Origin of the sequence: Allobosea sp. BH3, from assembly GCF_025499465.1 — a bacterium.
In the GTDB taxonomy this organism is placed as follows: domain Bacteria; phylum Pseudomonadota; class Alphaproteobacteria; order Rhizobiales; family Beijerinckiaceae; genus Allobosea.
The window spans coordinates 20006-39677 of record NZ_JAIMCA010000002.1 but is presented as its reverse complement, the minus strand read 5'-3'; the positions used below and the strand labels follow the sequence as shown (position 1 = coordinate 39677).

General features: G+C 67.0%; 17 protein-coding genes. 7 read left to right on the top strand and 10 right to left on the bottom strand.

The window, feature by feature from the left end:
* Positions 1-18: 18 nt before the first annotated feature.
* Positions 19-519: a hypothetical protein gene (locus BoBH3_RS05205; RefSeq protein ID WP_262329720.1), complete on the top strand. Its 501-nt coding sequence runs from the start codon at positions 19-21 to the stop codon at positions 517-519.
* On the opposite strand, the gene BoBH3_RS05200 is transcribed toward BoBH3_RS05205, so the two are convergent.
* From BoBH3_RS05200 to BoBH3_RS05170, 7 genes are all read right to left on the bottom strand, one after another.
* The gene (locus BoBH3_RS05200; protein WP_262329719.1) at positions 520-1248 is read right to left on the bottom strand and encodes a TlyA family RNA methyltransferase; all 729 of its coding nucleotides are present in this window, start codon (positions 1246-1248) and stop codon (positions 520-522) included. It abuts the gene before it with no gap.
* A gap of 4 nt (positions 1249-1252) precedes the next feature.
* Entirely contained in the window at positions 1253-3163 is a 1911-nt protein-coding gene (gene dxs / locus BoBH3_RS05195; RefSeq protein ID WP_262329718.1) for a 1-deoxy-D-xylulose-5-phosphate synthase, read from the bottom strand.
* 260 nt (positions 3164-3423) lie between these two features.
* Positions 3424-4344 carry a pirin family protein gene (locus tag BoBH3_RS05190; protein ID WP_262329717.1) on the bottom strand — a complete coding sequence of 307 codons (921 nt, stop codon included), beginning with the start codon at positions 4342-4344 and terminating at the stop codon, positions 3424-3426.
* Positions 4345-4462: 118 nt separating this feature from the next.
* On the bottom strand, positions 4463-4732 hold the full coding sequence (locus tag BoBH3_RS05185; RefSeq protein WP_262329716.1) for an exodeoxyribonuclease VII small subunit: 270 nt from the start codon (positions 4730-4732) through the stop codon (positions 4463-4465).
* A gap of 66 nt (positions 4733-4798) precedes the next feature.
* The gene (locus BoBH3_RS05180) at positions 4799-5260 is read right to left on the bottom strand and encodes an Lrp/AsnC family transcriptional regulator (RefSeq protein ID WP_262330429.1); all 462 of its coding nucleotides are present in this window, start codon (positions 5258-5260) and stop codon (positions 4799-4801) included.
* A gap of 140 nt (positions 5261-5400) precedes the next feature.
* Positions 5401-5913: a tyrosine phosphatase family protein gene (locus BoBH3_RS05175; RefSeq protein WP_262329715.1), complete on the bottom strand. Its 513-nt coding sequence runs from the start codon at positions 5911-5913 to the stop codon at positions 5401-5403.
* Between the two features lie 18 nt (positions 5914-5931).
* Positions 5932-9492, bottom strand: a complete 3561-nt coding sequence (locus tag BoBH3_RS05170; protein ID WP_262329714.1) for a hybrid sensor histidine kinase/response regulator — start codon at positions 9490-9492, stop codon at positions 5932-5934.
* A 260-nt stretch (positions 9493-9752) separates the two neighbouring features.
* Here BoBH3_RS05170 and mscL point away from each other — a divergent pair, with 260 nt between their 5' ends.
* The 3 genes from mscL (at position 9753) to BoBH3_RS05155 (ending at position 12674) form a co-directional block, all read left to right on the top strand.
* Positions 9753-10169, top strand: a complete 417-nt coding sequence (gene mscL, locus BoBH3_RS05165; protein ID WP_262329713.1) for a large conductance mechanosensitive channel protein MscL — start codon at positions 9753-9755, stop codon at positions 10167-10169.
* 119 nt (positions 10170-10288) lie between these two features.
* The gene (locus tag BoBH3_RS05160; protein ID WP_262329712.1) at positions 10289-11482 is read left to right on the top strand and encodes a pyridoxal phosphate-dependent aminotransferase; all 1194 of its coding nucleotides are present in this window, start codon (positions 10289-10291) and stop codon (positions 11480-11482) included.
* Between the two features lie 127 nt (positions 11483-11609).
* On the top strand, positions 11610-12674 hold the full coding sequence (locus tag BoBH3_RS05155) for an AbrB family transcriptional regulator (RefSeq protein WP_262329711.1): 1065 nt from the start codon (positions 11610-11612) through the stop codon (positions 12672-12674).
* 53 nt (positions 12675-12727) lie between these two features.
* Here BoBH3_RS05155 and BoBH3_RS05150 read toward each other — a convergent pair whose 3' ends face one another.
* Together BoBH3_RS05150 and BoBH3_RS05145 are read right to left on the bottom strand one after the other, a co-directional pair.
* On the bottom strand, positions 12728-14317 hold the full coding sequence (locus BoBH3_RS05150; RefSeq protein WP_262329710.1) for an ABC transporter substrate-binding protein: 1590 nt from the start codon (positions 14315-14317) through the stop codon (positions 12728-12730).
* An 87-nt stretch (positions 14318-14404) separates the two neighbouring features.
* Complete coding sequence (locus BoBH3_RS05145; RefSeq protein ID WP_262329709.1) at positions 14405-15343, bottom strand: SMP-30/gluconolactonase/LRE family protein; 939 nt, start codon at positions 15341-15343, stop codon at positions 14405-14407.
* 216 nt (positions 15344-15559) lie between these two features.
* On the opposite strand from BoBH3_RS05145, the gene BoBH3_RS05140 reads away from it, so the two are divergent.
* Positions 15560-15910 (top strand): hypothetical protein, encoded by a 351-nt coding sequence (locus BoBH3_RS05140; RefSeq protein ID WP_262329708.1) that lies wholly within the window; start codon positions 15560-15562, stop codon positions 15908-15910.
* A 104-nt stretch (positions 15911-16014) separates the two neighbouring features.
* Here the strand turns inward: BoBH3_RS05140 and BoBH3_RS05135 are convergent, their stop codons facing one another.
* Positions 16015-16920 carry a LysR family transcriptional regulator gene (locus tag BoBH3_RS05135; RefSeq protein WP_262329707.1) on the bottom strand — a complete coding sequence of 302 codons (906 nt, stop codon included), beginning with the start codon at positions 16918-16920 and terminating at the stop codon, positions 16015-16017.
* A 128-nt stretch (positions 16921-17048) separates the two neighbouring features.
* Here BoBH3_RS05135 and BoBH3_RS05130 point away from each other — a divergent pair, with 128 nt between their 5' ends.
* Both BoBH3_RS05130 and glcE read left to right on the top strand, forming a co-directional pair.
* The gene (locus BoBH3_RS05130; protein ID WP_262329706.1) at positions 17049-18485 is read left to right on the top strand and encodes an FAD-linked oxidase C-terminal domain-containing protein; all 1437 of its coding nucleotides are present in this window, start codon (positions 17049-17051) and stop codon (positions 18483-18485) included.
* Positions 18482-19669, top strand: coding sequence for a glycolate oxidase subunit GlcE (gene glcE / locus BoBH3_RS05125; RefSeq protein ID WP_262329705.1), 1188 nt, complete (start codon positions 18482-18484; stop codon positions 19667-19669). Before BoBH3_RS05130 ends, glcE begins: the two co-directional genes overlap by 4 nt.
* The last annotated feature ends 3 nt before the right edge of the window (positions 19670-19672 follow it).

Genomic DNA, 19672 nt, shown 5'->3' with positions numbered 1-19672 from the left:
CCCGTTCCGGGGCTACGTATGACCGCCAAAGCAACCAAAGCGCCGTCGCTGGTGGCGTTAGATCGTGTCGGGAGCGGCCGGGAACCCCGCCTCTCGACCGATTTTCTGAACCGCTACAACGAAGCGCTGATGCTGATAGAGATGTCGGCCGTGGACGACAGCGTCGTCGCCGATCTCAAGGCCTGGCGCAGCCTCAGCTATCGCGAGCATTTCGCCTCCTCCCCGCTGCGCGTCGCCGCATCCGCGCTGGCCGCCTATGACCGGATCGAGCCTGCGCGGACCAGGGCTTTCGAGGATGCCTGCCGGTCGATGGATCGGGTGATTCAGGCCGTCACGGCGCTGCTCGCCGAACAGCCGCGCCCGCCGGAGCTGCCGATCGTCATCACGGGGGCGAGCGCGGCCGTACGCAAGCTGATCGCCGGCCTGATCCAGTTCATCAACGCCAATGGCGAGATCGACATCGCCCTCTTCGACGACATCACCGTCCAGGCGGAGATCGACGCGCTCCTGGACAATTGATCAGCCCGTCCTGCGCGCCGCCACCAGGAATTCGCGATTGCCGTCGCCTCCTTCGATCGGGGAGGGGACGGGTCCCTGAACCTTGAAGCCGAGCTCTTCCAGCACCGCCACGATCTCGGTGCAGACTTGGGCTTGAACCGTCTCGTCGCGGACGATGCCCTTCTTGAGCGCGGCCCGCCCGGCCTCGAATTGCGGCTTTATCAGTGCGGCGATGGCGGCCTCGGGCGCGAGCAGCGCGGCCACAGCCGGCAGCACGAGCTTCAGCGAGATGAAGCTGACATCGATCGCTGCAAGCTGCGGCTGCTCCGGCAGCGCTTCGGGCAAGAGCGTGCGGATATCCTGCCCCTCCAGGCTGGTGACGCGCGGATCGTCCCGCAGCGAGGCGTGGAGCTGGTCGCGGCCGACATCGACGGCAACGACATGCCTGGCGCCACGCGTGAGCAGCAGATCGGTGAAGCCGCCGGTCGAGGCGCCGACATCGAGGCAGGTCAGCCCGTCCGGATCGAGGCCGAAGGCATCGAGCGCGCCTGCCAGCTTGAGCCCGCCGCGCGAGACGTAAGGATGCGGCGCCTGTGCGGTGATCTCCGCATCCCGCGCCACCATCTCTGACGCCTTGCGCACGGCAGCGCCATTCGCGCTGACGAGCCCGGCCGCAATCGCGGCTTGGGCCCGCGCCCGGCTCTCGAAGAAGCCGCGCTCGACGAGGAGCTGGTCGGCCCTGGCCTTCATGGCGCTAGGCGAGCTTGACCGCGCTCGGCGCTCCCAGCGCGCCCTCGACTGCGGCCACGATGCCGGCGGCGTCGAGCCCGGCGGCTGCATACATGGCGTCCGGCTTGTCATGGTCCTGGTAGACGTCGGGCAGCGTCAGAGCGCGGACCTTCAGGCCGGCATCAAGCGCGCCGTTCCGGGCGAGCAGATGCAGCACATGGCTGCCGAAGCCGCCGACCGAGCCCTCCTCGACGGTGATGAGGATGTCGTGCTCGCGCGCGAGCTTCAGGATCAGCGCCTCGTCCAGCGGCTTGGCGAAGCGTGCATCGGCCACCGTGGTCGAGAGCCCGCGCTGCGCCAGCAGATCCGCCGCCTTCAGGGATTCGGCGAGCCGCGTGCCGAGCGAGAGCAGCGCGACCTGCGTGCCCTCCCGGACGATGCGGCCCTTGCCGATCTCCAGCGGCACGCCGACATCCGGAATGTCGACGCCGACGCCTTCGCCGCGCGGATAGCGGAAGGCGATGGGGCCTGCGTCGTAAGCCGCGGCGGTGGCGACCATATGGGTCAGCTCCGCCTCGTCGGCCGCCGCCATCACCACCATGTCCGGCAGGCAGGCGAGATAGGCGACGTCGAAGGAGCCGGCATGGGTTGCGCCGTCCGCGCCGACGAGCCCCGCCCGGTCTAGCGCGAAGCGCACGGGCAGCTTCTGGATCGCGACATCATGGACGATCTGGTCGTAGGCCCGCTGCATGAAGGTCGAATAGATCGCGACGAAGGGCTTGTAGCCTTCGGTGGCGAGGCCGGCGGCGAAGGTTACCGCATGCTGCTCGGCGATGCCGACATCGAAGGTCCGCTCCGGGAATATTTGTCCGAAGCTGTCGAGACCGGTGCCGGACGGCATGGCGGCGGTCACGGCAACGATTTTCTCGTCTTCCCGCGCCTCCTTGATCAGCGCGTTGGCGAAGACGCCGGTATAGCTCGGCGCATTTGCCGGCGCCTTGGCCTGCTGCCCCGTGACGGGGTCGAACTTGACGACGCCGTGATATTTGTCGGCGCTGGCTTCGGCGGGGCCGTAGCCCTTGCCCTTCTGCGTCACGACATGGACGAGGATCGGCCCGTTGCCGGCGTCGCGGACATTGCGCAGCACCGGCAGCAGATGGTCGAGGTTATGCCCGTCGATCGGCCCGACATAATAGAAGCCGAGCTCCTCGAACATCGTCCCGCCGGTCCAGAAGCCGCGGGCATATTCCTCGGTGCGCTTTGCCTTGTCGTGGAAGAAGCGCGGCAGCCGCTCGGCGAGATATTTGCCGAGCTCGCGCAGCGAACGATAGGTCCGCCCCGAGACGAGCCTTGCCAGATAGGCCGACATCGCCCCGACCGGCGGCGCGATCGACATGTCGTTGTCGTTGAGGATGACGATCAGGCGCGAGCCGAGCGCGCCCGCATTGTTCATCGCCTCATAGGCCATGCCGGCCGACATCGCGCCGTCGCCGATCACGGCGATGACGTTGTTGTTCCCGCCCTCGAGGTCCCGCGCCACGGCCATGCCGAGCCCGGCCGAGATCGAGGTCGAGGAATGGGCGGCGCCGAAGGGGTCGTATTCGCTCTCGGCCCGCTTGGTGAAGCCCGAGAGCCCGCCCGGCTGCCGTAGAGTGCGGATGCGGTCGCGCCGGCCGGTCAGGATCTTGTGCGGATAGGCCTGGTGGCCGACATCCCAGATCAGCCGGTCGCGCGGCGTGTCGAAGACATGATGCAGCGCGACCGTCAGCTCGACCACGCCGAGCCCGGCGCCGAGATGCCCGCCCGTGACGGAGACGGCGTCGATCGTCTCCAGCCGCAGCTCGTCGGCGAGCTGGCGCAGCTTCGCATCGTCGAGCGCCCGAAGATCGGCCGGGTTGCGGATCGTGTCGAGAAGCGGCGTGGCGGGGCGTGGCACGAAGCTGTTCGTCTCGTTGGAATGGGGCCGTCCTGAATAGAGCCTGTGCGTCGGGCTGGCAAACTGTCCCGGATAGGGCAGCGGAAACCACGCCCGTCATTCCGGGGCAGGCCGAAGACCTGAGCCCGGAACCCAACCCGCGTCATGCTGGCCCCCGTGGCGAGCATCCACGTCTTGAACACCTCGCGGTATCGACGAAGACGTGGATGGTCGGGACACGCCCGACCATGAAGGCAAGGCTATGCGAGACCTGGCTGGGCTCAACCCTCGGGCAGCGGGATGAACTCCTGGTCGTCCCCGGGCACGGTGTCGAAGCGACCGGTCTTCCACTCCTGCTTGGCCTGCTCGATGCGCTCCTTCGAGGAGGAGACGAAGTTCCACCAGATGTTGCGGGGGCCATCCATCGGCTCGCCGCCGACGAGCATCACCCGGCTCTGGTCGACGGCCAGGATCGAGATGCGGTCGCCCGGCTTGAAGACGAGCAACTGGCCAGCGCCGAATTCCTCGCCGGCGATGTCGATCTTGCCCGAGACGATATAGACCGCCCGCTCGTCGTAATCGGGATCGAGCGGCAGGATCGAACCGGGCGAGAGCACCGCTTCGGCATAGAGCGCGTCCCATGGAAATTTGACGGGCGAGGTTTGGCCATAGGCCGAGCCCATGATCAGGCTGATGCGCTTTCCGCCTTCGACGATCCTTGGCAGCTCCGGCGCTCCGTGATGCATGAATTCGGGAGCGACCTCCTCATGGGTCTTCGGCAGGGCGAGCCAGGCCTGGATGCCGTAGAGCCTGGGCCCGGTGGCTCGCGCCTCCATCCCGGTGCGCTCGGAATGGACGATGCCCCGCCCGGCGGTCATCAGGTTCACGGCGCCCGGCTTGATCGCCAGCGCCGTGCCGAGCGAGTCGCGATGCATGATCTCGCCGTCGAAGAGATAGGTCACGGTCGAGAGCCCGATATGCGGGTGCGGGCGCACGTCGAGCCCCTCGCCGAGATGGAACTCGGCCGGCCCCATCTGGTCGAAGAAGATGAAGGGGCCGACCATCCGTTTGCCGATGGCCGGCAACGCACGGCGGACCTGGAAGCCGCCGAGATCGTGCGTCCGAGGCACGATCACCTTCTCGATCGCCTCGCAGGAGCGGGCATCGCCCATGATCGGATCGTCTGCGGGCAGTTGCGACATGGCGGCCTCCTTGGTTGCAAGGAAGGGTACCCCGTTTGCCGCGCCGGGCAAGCCGGCCGCCTGCAACCGGTCGCTGGCGGCCACGCAATCCCGGAGCCGCCGTCTTCGCCTATGGCGATCAGCTGTCCACGTCGAGCGGTGTGGCGCCCGTCGGCTTGCCGTCCGCGCCGAGCGTGATGCGCTCGATGCGGGCCTCGGCCTGCTTCAAAAGCGCGTCGCAGCGTGCCTTCAGCGCCTCGCCGCGCGTATAGATCGCGATCGATTCCTCGAGCGGCACGTCGCCGCGCTCCAGCCGCGCGACGATGCCTTCGAGCTCCTTCAGCGCCGCCTCGAAGGGCAGGGCGGCGACGTCGGCGTTGGGATTGTCTTGCGACTTGTCTTGGCTCACGGACCGATTCCTCTTTGCCGCAAGCTTATCGACTGGCGCGCCGCGGGCCGCAACCCGCTTTCGACCTCAGACCGGCAGCGCCGAGGTCTTCTTGATGGTGCGCAGCGTCAGGGTCGACTGGACGCGGGTGACCCCCGGCAGTTGCGTGATGATATCGGTATGAATGCGCTCGAAATCGGCGCTGTCGCGATAGATCACCCGCATCATGTAGTCATGCGCGCCGGCGAGCAGGTGGCATTCCAGAATCTCGGGCAGGCTCTGCACCGCCTGCTCGAAGCTCTCCAGCGAGGCCCGCCCCTGCTGGTCGAGCGTGACGAAGACGAAGGCCGTGCCGGGGAAGCCCGCGATCCTGTCGTCGAGCATCATCGCATAGCCGCGGATCAGGCCGCTTTCCTCGAGCTGGCGCACCCGCCGCAGGCAGGCCGAGGGTGACAGATGCACCTTTTCCGCAAGGTCGGAATTGGTGATCCGCCCGTCCTGCTGGAGAAAACGCAGGATGGCGCGGTCGCGCGAGTCGAGTTCGATCATGGCCACGGATACAAAACCTCTTCCGGGCTACATCGTCGCAAAAATCCCCCAAGGCAAGCAATTTTCTGCAGCGATCCTCGGATCAGTCGGAAATTATCCTCCGTTACGAGGAAATGCGTGCATGAATATGCGTGGCAGCCTCAGCCGAGCGGCATGGCGAAGGGCGTGCCCTCGAAGGCGTCCGCCCCGCGCCCGATCCGCTCGATGGCGCGGATCATCCGCCCGCGCCGGCCGAGCGCGGCATCGGCCAGCGTCACGAGCCTGATGTTCGGCGTGGCAGACGGCGCCGCGCCGCGCAGCGCATCCGCAGCCTCCTCCTCGTCGCGATCGGGCTTGAGCGCGCACGCCGCGATATAGGCGGCCGCAGTCGAGCGGCTGATGCCGGCCCAGCAATGGACCACCATTGGCGCCTGCCTGTCCCATTCGGCGACGAAGGTGAGGAAGCGGTGGAGATGCTCCTCGGCGGGCAGGATATGCCCGTCCATCGGCGCAGCGATGTCGGACATGCCGAGGAAGAGATGGCGCTCGGCGAGGATGCCTGCCGGCCGCTCCACCGCCGTGCCGGCATTGATCAGCGTCACGACATGGCTGGCGCGGACCGCGGCGACGGTCTCGTGCAGGCGTGAGAGGGAAGAGACGTGCAGGCTTGGCATGGTGCGGTTCCGGTGGGGCTATTCCGCCGCCAGCCGCGTCGCCCGCCACTGCGCCAGAAGCGCGCGCAGCGCGGCGGGCTTGAGCGGCTTGTTGAGCAGATGGACGTCGAGCGCGCCGGCGGCCTCGCGCACATGCGGCGTCCGGTCGGCCGTCAGCAGGATGGCTGGCATCGGCGCCCTGGCCCGGGTTCTCAGTGCGGTGATGGCGGTCAGCCCGTTGCCATGGTCGAGATGATAATCCGCGATGACGACGTCGGGCTCTTCCTTGCCGCCGACATGGGCGACAGCCTCCTCCAGACCGGAGGCGGTGGTGACGCGGCAGCCCCATCCTTCAAGCAGGCGCTTCATCCCGTCGAGGATCGTCGGCTCGTTGTCGATGACGAGCAGCCGCATGCCGGCGAGTTGGCCGGCCGGGCTCGTACGCGGTGCCGAACCCGTCGCCATCGCAGGCAGTGGGGCGGCGCGCGGCACCAGCACCGAGAAGCGCGTGCCGCGGCCGGGCACGGAATCGAGCGTCAATCCATGGTCGAGGGCGCGCGCGATGCGCTGGACGATGGAGAGGCCCAGGCCGAGCCCGCGCGCCACACGTGCGCCCTGGTCGAGCCGCTGGAACTCGCGGAACACGGTCTTCTGCTTGCTCTGCGGAATGCCGAGCCCGGTATCGATGACCTCGACCGCGACCTGCGCGCCGCGCCGGCGGCAGCCGATCAGCACCTTGCCGCCCGGCGTGTACTTAATCGCGTTCGAGATCAGGTTCTGCAGCAGGCGTCGCAGCAGCCGCCGGTCGGAGCGCAGGGTCAGGCTCGTCGGCATGAAGACGAGCTTCAGCCCCTTCTCCTGCGCGCTCGGCTCGAATTCGCGCTGGAGCTGGCGCATCAGCTCGTCGAGGCGGAAGCTGGAGAGCTCCGGCTTGAGCGCGCCGCCGTCGAGACGCGAGATTTCGAGCAGCGCGGTCAGGATTTCCTCGACGGCGTCGAGCGAGGCGTCGATGTTCTCGGCCAGATCCGGATGGCCGGCGGTGCGGTCGCGCTCGACCAGCGAGGTGGCGTAGAGCCGCGCCGCGTTGAGCGGCTGCAGGATGTCGTGGCTGGCGGCGGCGAGGAAGCGCGTCTTGGAGGCGTTGGCGGCTTCGGCCTCTGCCTTGGCGCGCTGCAGCTCGGTATTGACGTGCAGCAGCTCCTCGGTACGCTCAGCGACGCGCCGCTCCAGGCTCTCATTGGCCCGCTCCAGCTCTTCCTCGCCGGCGACGGTCTCGGTGATGTCGGTATAGGTGGTGACGAAGCCGCCGTCCGGCAGCGGGTTGGTGCGGACCTCGATGACCTTCTTCGAGGGGTAGAGCTTGAGGCGGACAGGTTCGCGGTCGTTGACGAAGCTTTCGAGCCGCGCCGCCATCAGATCGTCCTGCGCGCCGTCGCCATAGGCGCCGCGCGCCGCGTTGAAGCGCACGACCTCGTCGAGGCCTGTGCCGAAGCGCACCAGCGAGGGCGGCAGATCGTAGAGCTGGATGAAGGCCTGGTTCCAGGCGAGCAGCCTGAGGTCCCGGTCCAGCACGGTGATGCCCTGGCCGGCATGGTCGAGCCCGTGCTGCAGGATGTCGCGGTTGTACTGCAGCGCGGCCGAGGCGTCGTCGAGCAGCTTGAAGGCGGCTTCGGTCGACAGATTGCGCCGCTTCAGCAGGAGCGACAGCACGAGGCGGGAGGAGGCGGCGCCGATGGCCGAGGAAAGCAGGTGTTCTCCAAAACGCAGCAAATGAATGTCGGCGTCCCGGCCGGGATCGGGTGTCGCGCCGCGGCTGCTGTTGAAGCCCTCGAAGGCGCGTTCGGTGCGTTCATGGCCGAGATAGCGCGCGATGGTCGATTGCAGCTCGCCCTCGGTCACGCTGGTGCGCCAGAGCGAGAAGCTCTGCGCCATCGTCGCCGGCTCGGAGGTGACGAAGGCATTGGCCTGCAGTCTCTCCATGGGGTTTGCGGGCCTGAGCAGCGAGAAGCCGAGATACGCCAGGATGTTGAGTCCGAGGCTCCAGAACACGCCATGGGTGAGCGCCGGCCACTGCAGCCCGAACAGGCTTTCCGGCCTGAGGGCACCGATCCCGAACGGGCCTTGCGTCACGATTTCGCTCCACCAGCCGCCCGGAATGGCAAGGCTCGGCATCAGCAGCGTGTAGGCCCAGACCAGCGTCCCGACCGCCAGCCCCGCGACCGCGCCCAGCGCCGTGCCGCGCCGCCAGAGCAGCCCGCCGAAGAAGGACGGCGCAATCTGCGCAGTCGCCGCAAAGGAGAGCAGGCCGATCGACACCAGAGCGGCCTCTCCCGAGGCCCGGTAATAGACATAGCCGAGCAGGATCACCACGAAGATGCTCAGCCGGCGGATGATGACGATCCGCGAGCCGAGGTCGCCGCCGAGATTGCTATTTTCGGTGCTGCGCTGCCGGAGCAGCCCCGGCTCGCTCAGGCCCCGCTGGCCGCGCAGCAGCAGCGGCATCACCAGATGGTTCGAGATCATGATCGCCAGCGCGACGGACGCGACGATCACCATGGCCGTCGCGGCGGAAAGCCCGCCCACGAAGACGAGGAGCGCGATGACCCCGGCCTCGCGCTGGAGCGGCAACAGCAGCACGGTCATGTCCCGGTCGACGCCGCTTCCCGGGATCAGGATCTCGCCCGCCGCCGCCAGCGGCAGCACGAACAGGTTGATGAGAACCAGATAGAGCGGGAACATCCAGGCGGCGCGGCGCACGTCGCGGACATCGCGATTCTCGACGATCGTCATGTGGAACTGCCGCGCGAGCAGCAGCGCCGCGCAGCTCGACAGCAGCGTGAGCGTCAGGAAGTTCGGCCAGCTCGATGTCCGCTCCCAGATTGGAAGCTGTCCCGCCGGTGGATTCGCCGCCTGCGCGAGCAGTTCGCCGGGGCTGCCGAATAGGCCGTAGACGACGAAGAAGCCGAGCACGAGGAAGGCGACGAGCTTGATCAGCGACTCGACCGCGATGGCGAGCACCAGCCCGTCCTGGTGCTCGGTAGCGTCGATATGGCGCGTGCCGAAGGCACAGGCGAAACCCGCGAGCACGAGCGCGACCAGAAGCGGCAGGTCGCTCAGGAACGGCAGGTCCAGGGTCGGCGCGAAGCCGCCGAGCGCGAGGAGAAAGACGGAGAGCGAATTGGCGACGGCCTTGAGCTGCAGGGCGATATAGGGCAGCGCGCCGATGACCGCGACGATGCAGACCAGCGCTGCCACCCGCTCGCTCTTGCCGTAGCGCGCGCCGACGAAATCGGCGATCGAGGTGATGTTCTGTGACTTCGCGATCTCGACGATGCGGGCGACGAATCGGTGGCCGAGCCCGATGACGAGGATTGGCCCGACATAGATGCCGAGGAAATCGAAGCCCGCGCGATTGGCGAAGCCGACGGAGCCGTAGAACGTCCAGGAGGTGCAGTAGACGCCGAGCGCAAGCGCATAGATCGTGGTGCGCGCCCGGCCGGTCATCAGCTTGCGGCCGGATGTGTCGGCGACATGGGCGACGGCGAAGAGCCCGCACAGATAGGCCAACGCGACCAGCACGACGGACCATGCGGGGATCATGCCGCGGTCCTTTCCGTCCTCATGCGCTTGCGTTCGTGCACTCTGGCTTCCGCTTCAGGAGTTTGCGGCAGTTTATCGGACGCATTCCAGGCCCGCCATAGGGAGGCGGCCGGGAATGCGTGCGGGCGAAATTTGCGGCGCGCCCGATCAGCATCACCTCCTGCTCGTCCACGTCTTTGCGAGCATCCGGGCTTTCCCTCGTTCCGCCGGTTGGTCTAGCCTTTCCGATGGGGGAGCCGTGTGATCAGCAGGGGTGCAGCATGCTAGAGGAATTCAAGAAATTCGCCCTCAAGGGCAATGTCGTCGACCTCGCCATCGGCGTGATCATCGGTGCCGCCTTCGGCAAGATCGTCGAGTCGCTCGTCTCCGACGTCATCATGCCGTTCTTCGGTGCCCTCGGTGGGCTCGATTTCTCCAACTATTTCTTCGGCCTCAACAGCAGCGTGACCTCGCCCGTTCTGGACGATGCGAAGAAGCAGGGCGCGGTCCTGGCCTATGGCTCCTTCGCCACCGCGGCGATCAACTTCCTCATCATCGCCTTCGTCCTTTTCCTCGTGGTCAAGGGCCTGAACAAGCTGCAGAGGAAGGAGGCCGCCAAGGAGCCGCCACCGCCGCCCAAGGCTGAAGACGTCGTGCTGCTCACCGAAATCCGCGACCTCCTCAAGGCGAAGGCCTGAGCACATTCGGCAGGCGGCGACTCATCACCGCCGCCGATCGACCCGATCTCGCGATTTGATGCCCAACTGCGCCGTTATCGGCTAAAGCAGGGCATCCTTTTATCGTGAGGTCGATCTCGATGAACAAAGCCCTCCTGCCCGGTAGCACTCTCGTCGCTGAAATTCGGCCCGAAGCCCGCAACGCGCCGGAGAGCGGGATCGTCGAGGTGATGAACTATGGCCGGCTGCGGCAGGGTCTGATCCCGCTCTGGGTCGGGGAGGGCGACCTGCCCACCCCGTCCTTCATCGCGGATGCGGCGGCGCGCTCGCTCGCGGCAGGCGAGACCTTCTACACCTGGCAGCGCGGCATTCCCGAGCTGCGCGAGGCGCTGGCGCGCTACCATGAGCGCCTCTACGGCCAGAGCTTCTCGCCCGAGCGCTTCTTCGTCACCGGCTCGGGCATGCAGTCCGTCCAGATCGCGGTCCGGATGATCGCGGGGCCGGGCGACGAGCTCATCATCCCGACGCCGGCCTGGCCGAACTTCGCCGCCGCGGTCGGCGTCGCAGGCGCGACGACCGTCTGCGTGCCGATGGACTACGCCGAAGGCAGCTTCACGCTCGATCTTGAACGCCTCGCTGCGGCGATCACGCCGCGGACGCGCGGCATCCTGATCAACTCACCCTCGAACCCCACCGGCTGGACCGCGACACGGGCCGAGCAGGAGGCGCTGCTGGCGCTCTCGCGCAAGCACGGCATCTGGCTCATCGCCGACGAGATCTATGGTCGCTTCGTCTATGACGGCTCGCTGCGGGCGCCCTCCTTCCACGACATCATGGATGCCGAGGACCGCGTCGTCTTCGTCCAGACCTTCTCGAAGAACTGGGCGATGACTGGCTGGCGGCTCGGCTGGATCGAGGCGCCGGAAGCCTTCGGCCAGATCATCGAGAACCTGATCCAGTATTCCACCTCCGGCTCGCCGGTCTTCGTGCAGCGCGGCGCGATCGCGGCGCTCGATGAGGGCGAGGGCTTCATCGCCGAGCAGATCGCTCGCGCGGCCGAGGGTCGGCGCATCGTCTTCGAGGGCTTGAAGGCCAGCAATCGCGTGACGCTCTCGGCCCCGGTCGGCGCCTTCTACCAGTTCTTCTCGGTCGACGGCCGGCCCGATTCCGGCAAGCTCGCGCTCGAGCTGGTCGACACAGCCAATGTCGGCCTCGCGCCCGGCACGGCCTTCGGCCCCGGCGGCGAGACGGGCCTGCGCCTGTGCTTCGCTCGCCGCTCCTCCGATCTTACGGAAGCTGTCGCGCGGCTGCAGAAGGCGCTGGCGACGATCTGAGCCTTCGGCCGCGACGGCGGCGCAACGCCGCCTTGCGCCCGGCAGGACGCAAGGCCGTTGACCCGCTGGCGCCTCGCCGCCAAAGAACGCCCGGCGCCGCCCTTTCTGCTGGCGCGCCCGGAGCACGATGAAACCCTTCGGCTATCCCACCTCCCGGCTGGCGATCCTCTGGCGTGAAATCCTGGTCATCGCGCTCGCGACGGCCGGCGGGGCCGCCTTCGCGTGGATCGGCATGCCTGCGGCATGGCTTTCGGGCTCGATGATGCTGAGCGCATTGGTCGGGTTCCTCCGGCCGCTGCCGACCCTGCGCCGTCCCTGGTTCGATTCGACCATGGTCCTCTCCGGCACGATCCTCGGCTCGGCCGCGACGCCCGAGGCGCTTACGGCTGCGGCGCATTATCCCGCCTCTCTCGCCATCATGGTCGTAGGGATCGCGGCGATCATGTTCGCGACCGGAGCCTATCTGCATCACGTAGCCCGCTGGCCCTGGATCGACGCGCTGCTCGCAGCAGCGCCCGGCGCGCTCGGCACGGTGCTGGCCGTGGCGCAGGCCAAGGGCGCCAATATCGGCCGCATCTCGGTGGTCCAGCTCTTCCGGCTGCTCGTGCTGGTCGCCTTCCTGCCGGGAGCGATGCAATTCACGGGTATCTCGGTCGGGGCGTCCTCGGTGCAGGCCATCCTGCCCGTCTCGCCCGGAACCATGTTCGGCGTCACCATGGCGGGGCTCGCACTCGGCCTCGCCTTCGATCGTTTCGGCATGACGGCGCCGCTGATGTTCGGCGCGACCTTCGCCAGCTCGATCCTGCACGGCACGGGTATGGTCGAGGGCTCGCTGCCCATGCCGATCCAGATCGCGGTGCAAGTCCTGCTCGGCTCGACCATCGGCGGGCGCATCGCCAGCATCCCGCGGGCCGAGCTGAAGAGCCTCTTCCCGCTCGCCATCGGCGGCTTCGCGGTTTCGCTCGGCGTCGCCTTCCTTTTCGCCTGGCCGGCTGCGTGGCTCGCCGGCGTTTCCTTCGCCAGCGGCATGATCGCCTTCGCGCCCGGCGGCCTGGAAGCGATGGCGATGCTGGCCTTCGCCATGGGGCTCGACACGCTCTATGTCGGCGCCCACCACCTCGTCCGCTTCGTCATCGTCGGGCTCGCCATGCCGATCGTATTGAGCCGCGTGAAGGACGCGCCGCCGCGATAGAGCCTACAAGACGGCGGCCGGCCCAAAAGAGGGCCGACCGCCGCGATCCCGGATCAATCCAGGCTGAGCGTCGTCAGGTCCTGGAACCAGTGCTGCGCCAGCACGAACTTCTTCACCTTCGGCGACAGCGCATGCGGGTTGGTGTCGTGCACGACCCAGCCGAGCACGGCGTTGTCGACGACGAGCGTGTGGACCTTGGCGAGCAACTCGTCCTGCTTGGCGACGTCGAAGGTCTTCATCGCCTCGTTGAGCAGGGCATCGGTCTCCGGGCTCGACCACGTGCCCCAGTTCACGCCGACCGGCGCGACCTGGCCGGAATGGAAGAAGCGGATGATCGCATAGAGCGGGTCCGAGGTCACATAGGCGATGTTGTTCGAGGTGACGTCGGCGTTCATCTCGTCCTTCGCGCCCTTGCGCCAGCGCGTGTAGAGCACCTCGAGCTCGACCACCTTGAACTCGACCTCGATGCCGACATCCTTGAGGTTCTGCTGGATCAGCTCGTTCATCGGCAGCGAGAGCATCTGGCCGGAGCCGCCCTGCGCGATGACGAAGGTGGTCTTGAGCGGCTTCTGCGGCGAGTAGCCCGCTTCGGCGACGAGCTTCTTCGCGGCCTCGGGATCGTATTTGATCTGGAAGCTCGGCTTGCCGAACCACGGGCTCGCCGGGTCGATCTGGCCGATGGCGGGCTTCGCCAGCCCGTTCATCAGCGCCACCACGCTCTCGCGGTCGATGGCGAGGTTGAGCGCCTTGCGCAGGCGGATATCGGCCCAGGGCGAGCCGGTCGCCACGCTCAGGTGATAGTTCCAGACATGCGGCGTGACGTTCTCGACGATCTTCATGCCGGCGGATTTGAGCTGCGGCACGGTGTCGGGGGCAGGGGTCTCGATCAGGTCGACCTGGCCGGAGATCAGCGCGTTGGTGCGCGAGAGCACCTCCGGCAGCGGCACGAGCACGAGCTTGTCGACCTTCGCGAGCCGCTTCTTGTCCCAGTAGTCGGGGTTCTTGACCAGCTCCGCGAGCTCGCGCGGCACGAGCCGGCCAAGCTTGAACGGCCCCGTGCCCGAGGGCTGGAACGCGAACTTGTCCCAGTCCTTGCCGACCTTCTCGTATTGCGCCGGGCTCGAGACCAGGAACCAGAGCATCTGGTAGGGGAAGAAGGAATCGATCACCTTGGTGGTGATCTCGACCGTCTTCGCATCAACCTTGCGATAGCTGGCGACGGAGGGCAGCCGCGGCTTCACCTGCGCCGACTGGCGCTTGTCGTAATGCGGCGCCTGCTCGTTGAGCACCTTCTCCAGATTCCAGATCACCGCATCGGCATCGAAGGCCGAGCCGTCATGGAACTTCACGCCTTCGCGCAGCGTGAACAGCCACTTCTTCTGGTCGGCGGGATCGACCTTCCATTCGGTCGCGAGGCCGGGCACGAGCTTGCCAGGCTTCTCGGCGATGTCCATTTCCCAGGCGACCAGCGGGTCATAGAGCGTATAGCCCGTGAATTTGTAGGCGCCCGCGCCGCGATCCGGCTGGCCCGTGGTCAGCGGGATGTCCGCCATCGAGATGCCGTAACGGACGACCGTCTCCGCCTGCGCCGTGCCGATCACGGAAAGGGCGAGTGCGGCCGAAATAACCAGTCGTTTGAACATCCATGCACCTTTCACCGGGAAAGGCATGCAGGGCAGCAAGCGATGTGCCATGCCGGCGCAGCGGCAAAACACGGCTTCGTGAAAGCTTCAGAGTCCTCGCGGGCCGAGGCCGTTCGTATGGGTCATCACGGCGTAGAGCGAGGTCGTGCCGCAGATGAAGAGCCGGTTGAGCTTCGGCCCGCCCCAGCAGACATTGGCGACGATCTCGGGGATCGCGACCTTGCCGATCATGTCTCCGTCCGGCGCGAAGATATGAACGCCGTCGGCCGCGCTCGACCATAGCCGGCCCGTGCGGTCCAGCCGGAAGCCGTCGAAGACCCCGGCGGCGCATGTCGCGAAGATATCGGAGCGCCCGAGGCTCGCACCATCCGCGCCGACGGCGCAGGCGCGGATATGGCGCCTCCCGTCATCCGGCGAGAAGCCCGAAAAGCTGTCGGCGATGTAGAGGATGCTTTCGTCCGGCGAGAAGGCGAGGCCGTTCGGCTTCTCGAAATCATCGGCCACCAGGGAGATCTCGCCGCTCTGCCCGTCGATCCGATAGACGTTGCAGGCGCCGATCTCGCTCTCCGCCGCATCGCCCTCATAGTCGCTGGCGATGCCGTAATCGGGATCGGTGAACCAGATCGAGCCGTCCGATTTCACGACCACGTCGTTCGGCGAGTTCAGGCGCTTGCCGGCATAGTGGCTGGCGAGAACGGTGATGCGCCCGTCATGCTCGGTGCGCGTCACCTGTCGCCCGCCATGTTCGCAGGTGACGAGCCTTCCTTCGCGGTCGACCGTATTGCCGTTGGAATTGCGCGCCGGCTGGCGGAAGATGCCGACATGGCCTGACACGGCGTCGTAACGCAGCATCCGGTCGTTCGGGATGTCGGACCAGACAAGCGTGTTGTGCGCCGGGAACCAGGCCGGCCCTTCCGACCAGCGCGCACCCGTCCAGAGCCGCTCGACCCGGGCCGAGCCGGGGATGATGCGGTGGAAACGTGGATCGATCACCTCGACCCCCGTGCCTTCGAGCACGCCGAACATCGCCTCTCCTGATGAAACCGAGAATGGCAGGCATTGCTTAGGCGATGTCCCGGGAGACTGCAAAGCCGAGGTCGACGCTGGCAGCGCCCGGCTGCCGCTGGGTAGTTCGGGGTTTCGTGGAAATCAGGCGTCGAGTGACAGATTGATGCCGAAGTAAATGACTATTTTTGACATGGATGAAGATCGGAATGTGACTATTTTTGAAACGAATTGATCTTGGCCATATCGAATATTGACTGTCATTGGTTTGAATTTATGCACCTTCGCGCCGCGACAAGCGGTTTGACTAAAAGGTGCATCATGAAATTCAAATTTCTGGCGGCATTTCTCTTGGGAAGCGCCTGCATCGGCGGCGCGGCCTTCGCCCAGAGCGCCGACGACAAGAAGTGGATCAGCCAGTGCCTGGTCGACAACCAGGGCGCCAAGGCGTCGGCTGCTGTTGTCGCCGCCTATTGCGGCTGCATGAACAACAAGATGAGCGACAACGAAACCCGCTCCATCACCGAATGGGAAAAGGCCAATCCCAACGCCCGGCGCGCCTGCGAGCGCGAATCAGGCTGGAATTGATGTCTTAGGACGCCGCCCTCGCGATCATGCCCGGCTGTTTCTGAACGCTGGGCATGATTGCAGTCGAGCCGCTGTAGCGCGGCTCGCGCTCCGTCCGGTGCGCCTCACAAGGCCAGACCAGCATCCCAGTAGGGCGTGGCGCCATAGAGCTCGCCGAGGTAATCGACGAAGGCGCGCACCTTCTGTTCCAGATGCCGGCGGCTCGGATAGACCGCATACACCGCGACGCGGGAGCCGACCGCATAGGCCGGCAGTACGCGCTGCAGCGCGCCCGATTTCAGCTCCGGCCCGACATCCCAGGTCGAGCGCAGCGCGACGCCGACCCCCGCCAGCAGCGCCTCGCGGACCACCTCGCTGGAATTGGTCCTGAGCGGGCCGTTGACCCGTACCGAGACCGGCCCCTCCGGCCCGTCGAGCCGCCAGTGATCGGCATTGTGTGCGATCAGCGTATGGCGCGCGAGCCCGGCTATGTCGGCCGGCGTGCCGTGTTCCGCGAGATAGCCCGGCGTCGCGCAGAGCACACGGTGATTGGGGGCGAGCCGCTTGGCCACGAGGCTCGAATCCTGCAGATCCGCGATGCGGATCGCGAGGTCGAAGCCCTCGCCGACGACATCGACGAAGGCGTCGCTCAGCACGAGATCCACCGTCACCAGCGGGTTGGCGTCGAGGAAGCGCTTGAGATGCGGCGCGATGTGCAGCCGGCCGAAGGATGTTGGCGCCGAGACGCGCAAGGTGCCGCGCACCTGCCCGGCTCCGCTCGCCACCCAGGCCTCCGCCTCCTCGATCGAGGAGAGGATCGAGACGACGCGCTCGTAGAAGCCCTGTCCGGCCTCGGTCAAGGCGAGCTGGCGGGTGGTGCGCTGGAGCAGGCGCACGCCGAGCCGCTCCTCCAGCCGGCGGATGCGCTTCGAGATCACCGCCGGCGACAGGTTGAGCTGCCGCCCGGCCGCCGACATGCTGCGCGCCGTCACGACATGGGCGAAGACGTCCAGATCGCCGAACCTGTCCATGCGCGTTGCGCTTTCCCACTCATCTTTTCCGTTTCGGAAATAATCATGGTTGCGCCCGGCGCTGCAAGCGGGTTGGAATTGGTCTAGCTTTCCGGCAATGACGATGTGATCGACGGGAGGGAACAGCCATGTCCGCCATCGCTTTTCCGGCGCCGGATGCCGGCATCCTTGCCCGCCGCGACGAGATCATCGCGGGCTTGTCCGGCCTCGTCGCGCCGAACGCGCTGATCACCAGCGATGACGAACGCCGGCCCTACGAGACCGACGCGCTGACGGCCTATCGCCGCATGCCGCTGGCGGTCGTGCTGCCCTCGACCACCGAGGAGGTCGCTGCCGTGCTGCGCTATTGCCGCGCGCAGGGCGTGCCGGTCGTCCCGCGCGGCTCCGGCACCTCGCTCGCGGGCGGAGCCATCCCGCAGGAGGATGCCATCGTCATCGGCGTCTCGAAGATGAACCGCATCATCGAGATCGACTACGCTAACCGCATCGCGAAGGTGCAGGCCGGCGTCACCAATCTCGCCGTTACGGGTGCGGTCTCGGCCGAGGGCTTCTTTTACGCGCCGGACCCGTCCTCGCAGCTCGCTTGCTCGATCGGCGGCAATATCGGCATGAACTCCGGCGGGGCGCATTGCCTGAAATACGGCGTCACCACCAACAATGTGCTGGGCGTGAAGATGGTGATGCTCGACGGCAGTGTCGTCGAGATCGGCGGCAGCCATCTCGATTCCCCCGGTTACGACCTGCTCGGCCTGATCAACGGCTCGGAAGGACAGCTCGGCATCATCACCGAGGCGACGGTTCGCATTCTGCGCATGGCCGAGGGCGCGCGTCCCGTGCTCTTCGGCTTTCCGACCAGCGAGCAGGCGGGCTCGGCGGTTGCCGCCATCATCGGTGCGGGAATTATCCCGGTCGCGATGGAATTCATGGACAAGCCCGCCATCGAGATCTGCGAGGCCTTCGCCAAGGCCGGCTATCCGATGGATGTCGAGGCGCTGCTGATCATCGAGGTCGAGGGCTCGGACGAGGAGATGGACGCCCAGCTCGCCCGCATCGTCGCCATCGCTCGCGAGCACGGCGTCACTACCGTCAAGGAATCGAAATCCGCGATGGAGGCGGCTGCGATCTGGAAGGGCCGCAAATCCGCCTTCGGAGCCACCGGCCGCATCGCGGACTATATCTGCATGGACGGCACGATCCCGACCGGCCAGCTGCCTTATGTGCTCAAGCGCATGGATGAAATCGTGAAGGGCTACGGGCTTCGCGTCGCCAACGTCTTCCACGCCGGCGACGGCAATCTGCATCCGCTGATCCTCTACAACTGCAACGATCCCGTGGAGGCGCAGAAGGCGGAGGACGCGGGCATGGACATTCTCAAACTCTGCGTCGAGGTCGGCGGCTGCCTGACCGGCGAGCACGGCGTCGGCATCGAGAAGCGCGACCTGATGACCTACCAGTTCAACCCCGAGGACCTCGCCCAGCAGATGCGCGTGAGGGCTGTGTTCGACGAGCGCTGGCTGCTCAATCCGGCCAAGGTCTTCCCGCTTGAAGGGCGGGTGGCGGCGTGACCATCCACACCCCCACCACCGAGGCGCAGGCCTGTGCCGTCGTGAAATCCGTCGTCGACAGCTCGACGCCCCTCTCCATCCGCGGCGGCGGTACCCGGACGGGGCTCGGCCGCCCCGCGCAGGCCGCGAGCACGATATCGAGCGCGGGGCTGACCGGCATCACCCTCTACGAACCGGCCGAGATGGTCATCGCCGCCCGCGCCGGCACGCCGCTGGCCCTGGTGCAGGAGACGCTCGCCGAGCGCGGCCAGATGCTGCCTTTCGAGCCGATGGACCATCGCGCCCTCTTCGGCAGCGAGGGTGAGCCGACCATCGGCGCCGTCGCCGCCTGCAACATCTCCGGCCCGCGCCGCATCAATGCCGGGGCCGCTCGCGACTCCCTGATCGGCATCCGCCTCGTCAACGGCCGCGGCGAGATGATCAAATCCGGCGGGCGCGTGATGAAGAACGTCACGGGGCTCGACCTGGTGAAGCTCGTCTCCGGCAGCCACGGCACGCTCGGATTCCTGACCGAGGTCACCTTCCGGGTGCTGCCGCGGCCGGAACGCCTCGTCACCCTGCAATGGAGCGGCCTTTCCGACGAACAGGGCGTCGCGCTGCTGTCGAAGGCGCTGGGCTCGCCCTTCGAGCCGATGGCCGCCGCGCATCTGCCCGCGGGTCTCGCCGGCGATCAGGCGCGCACCTTGTTGCGGCTGGAGAATTTCTCCGACTCGATCGAGTATCGCGCCGCCGAACTCTCCCTGCTGCTGGGCGAGTTCGGCGTGCCGGACCGGCTCGAAGGCGAGATGCCCTCGGAACTCTGGAGCCTTGTCCGCGACGCCGCCTTCTTCGCGGGCACGGACGAGGCCGTCTGGCGCCTCTCGCTCGCGCCGACGAACGGCCCCAAGGCTATCGCGACAATCGCCCGCGGCCTGCCGGGCGCGCGCTGGTTCTATGATTGGGGCGGCGGGCTGGTCTGGCTCGCGGTTCCACCCGAGGATGATGCCGGTGCCGCCGCGATCCGCGGGGCGCTCCACCGGTTTGGCGGCCATGCTACGCTGGTGCGAGCGCCCGATGCCGTGCGCGCAGCCGTCGATGTGTTCCAGCCGCTGGCCGAGCCGTTGATGCGGGTCACAGTCGGCATCAAGAAAAGCTTCGATCCCGACGGCATCTTCGAGCCCGGCCGGATGTACGCAGGCGTGTGATTG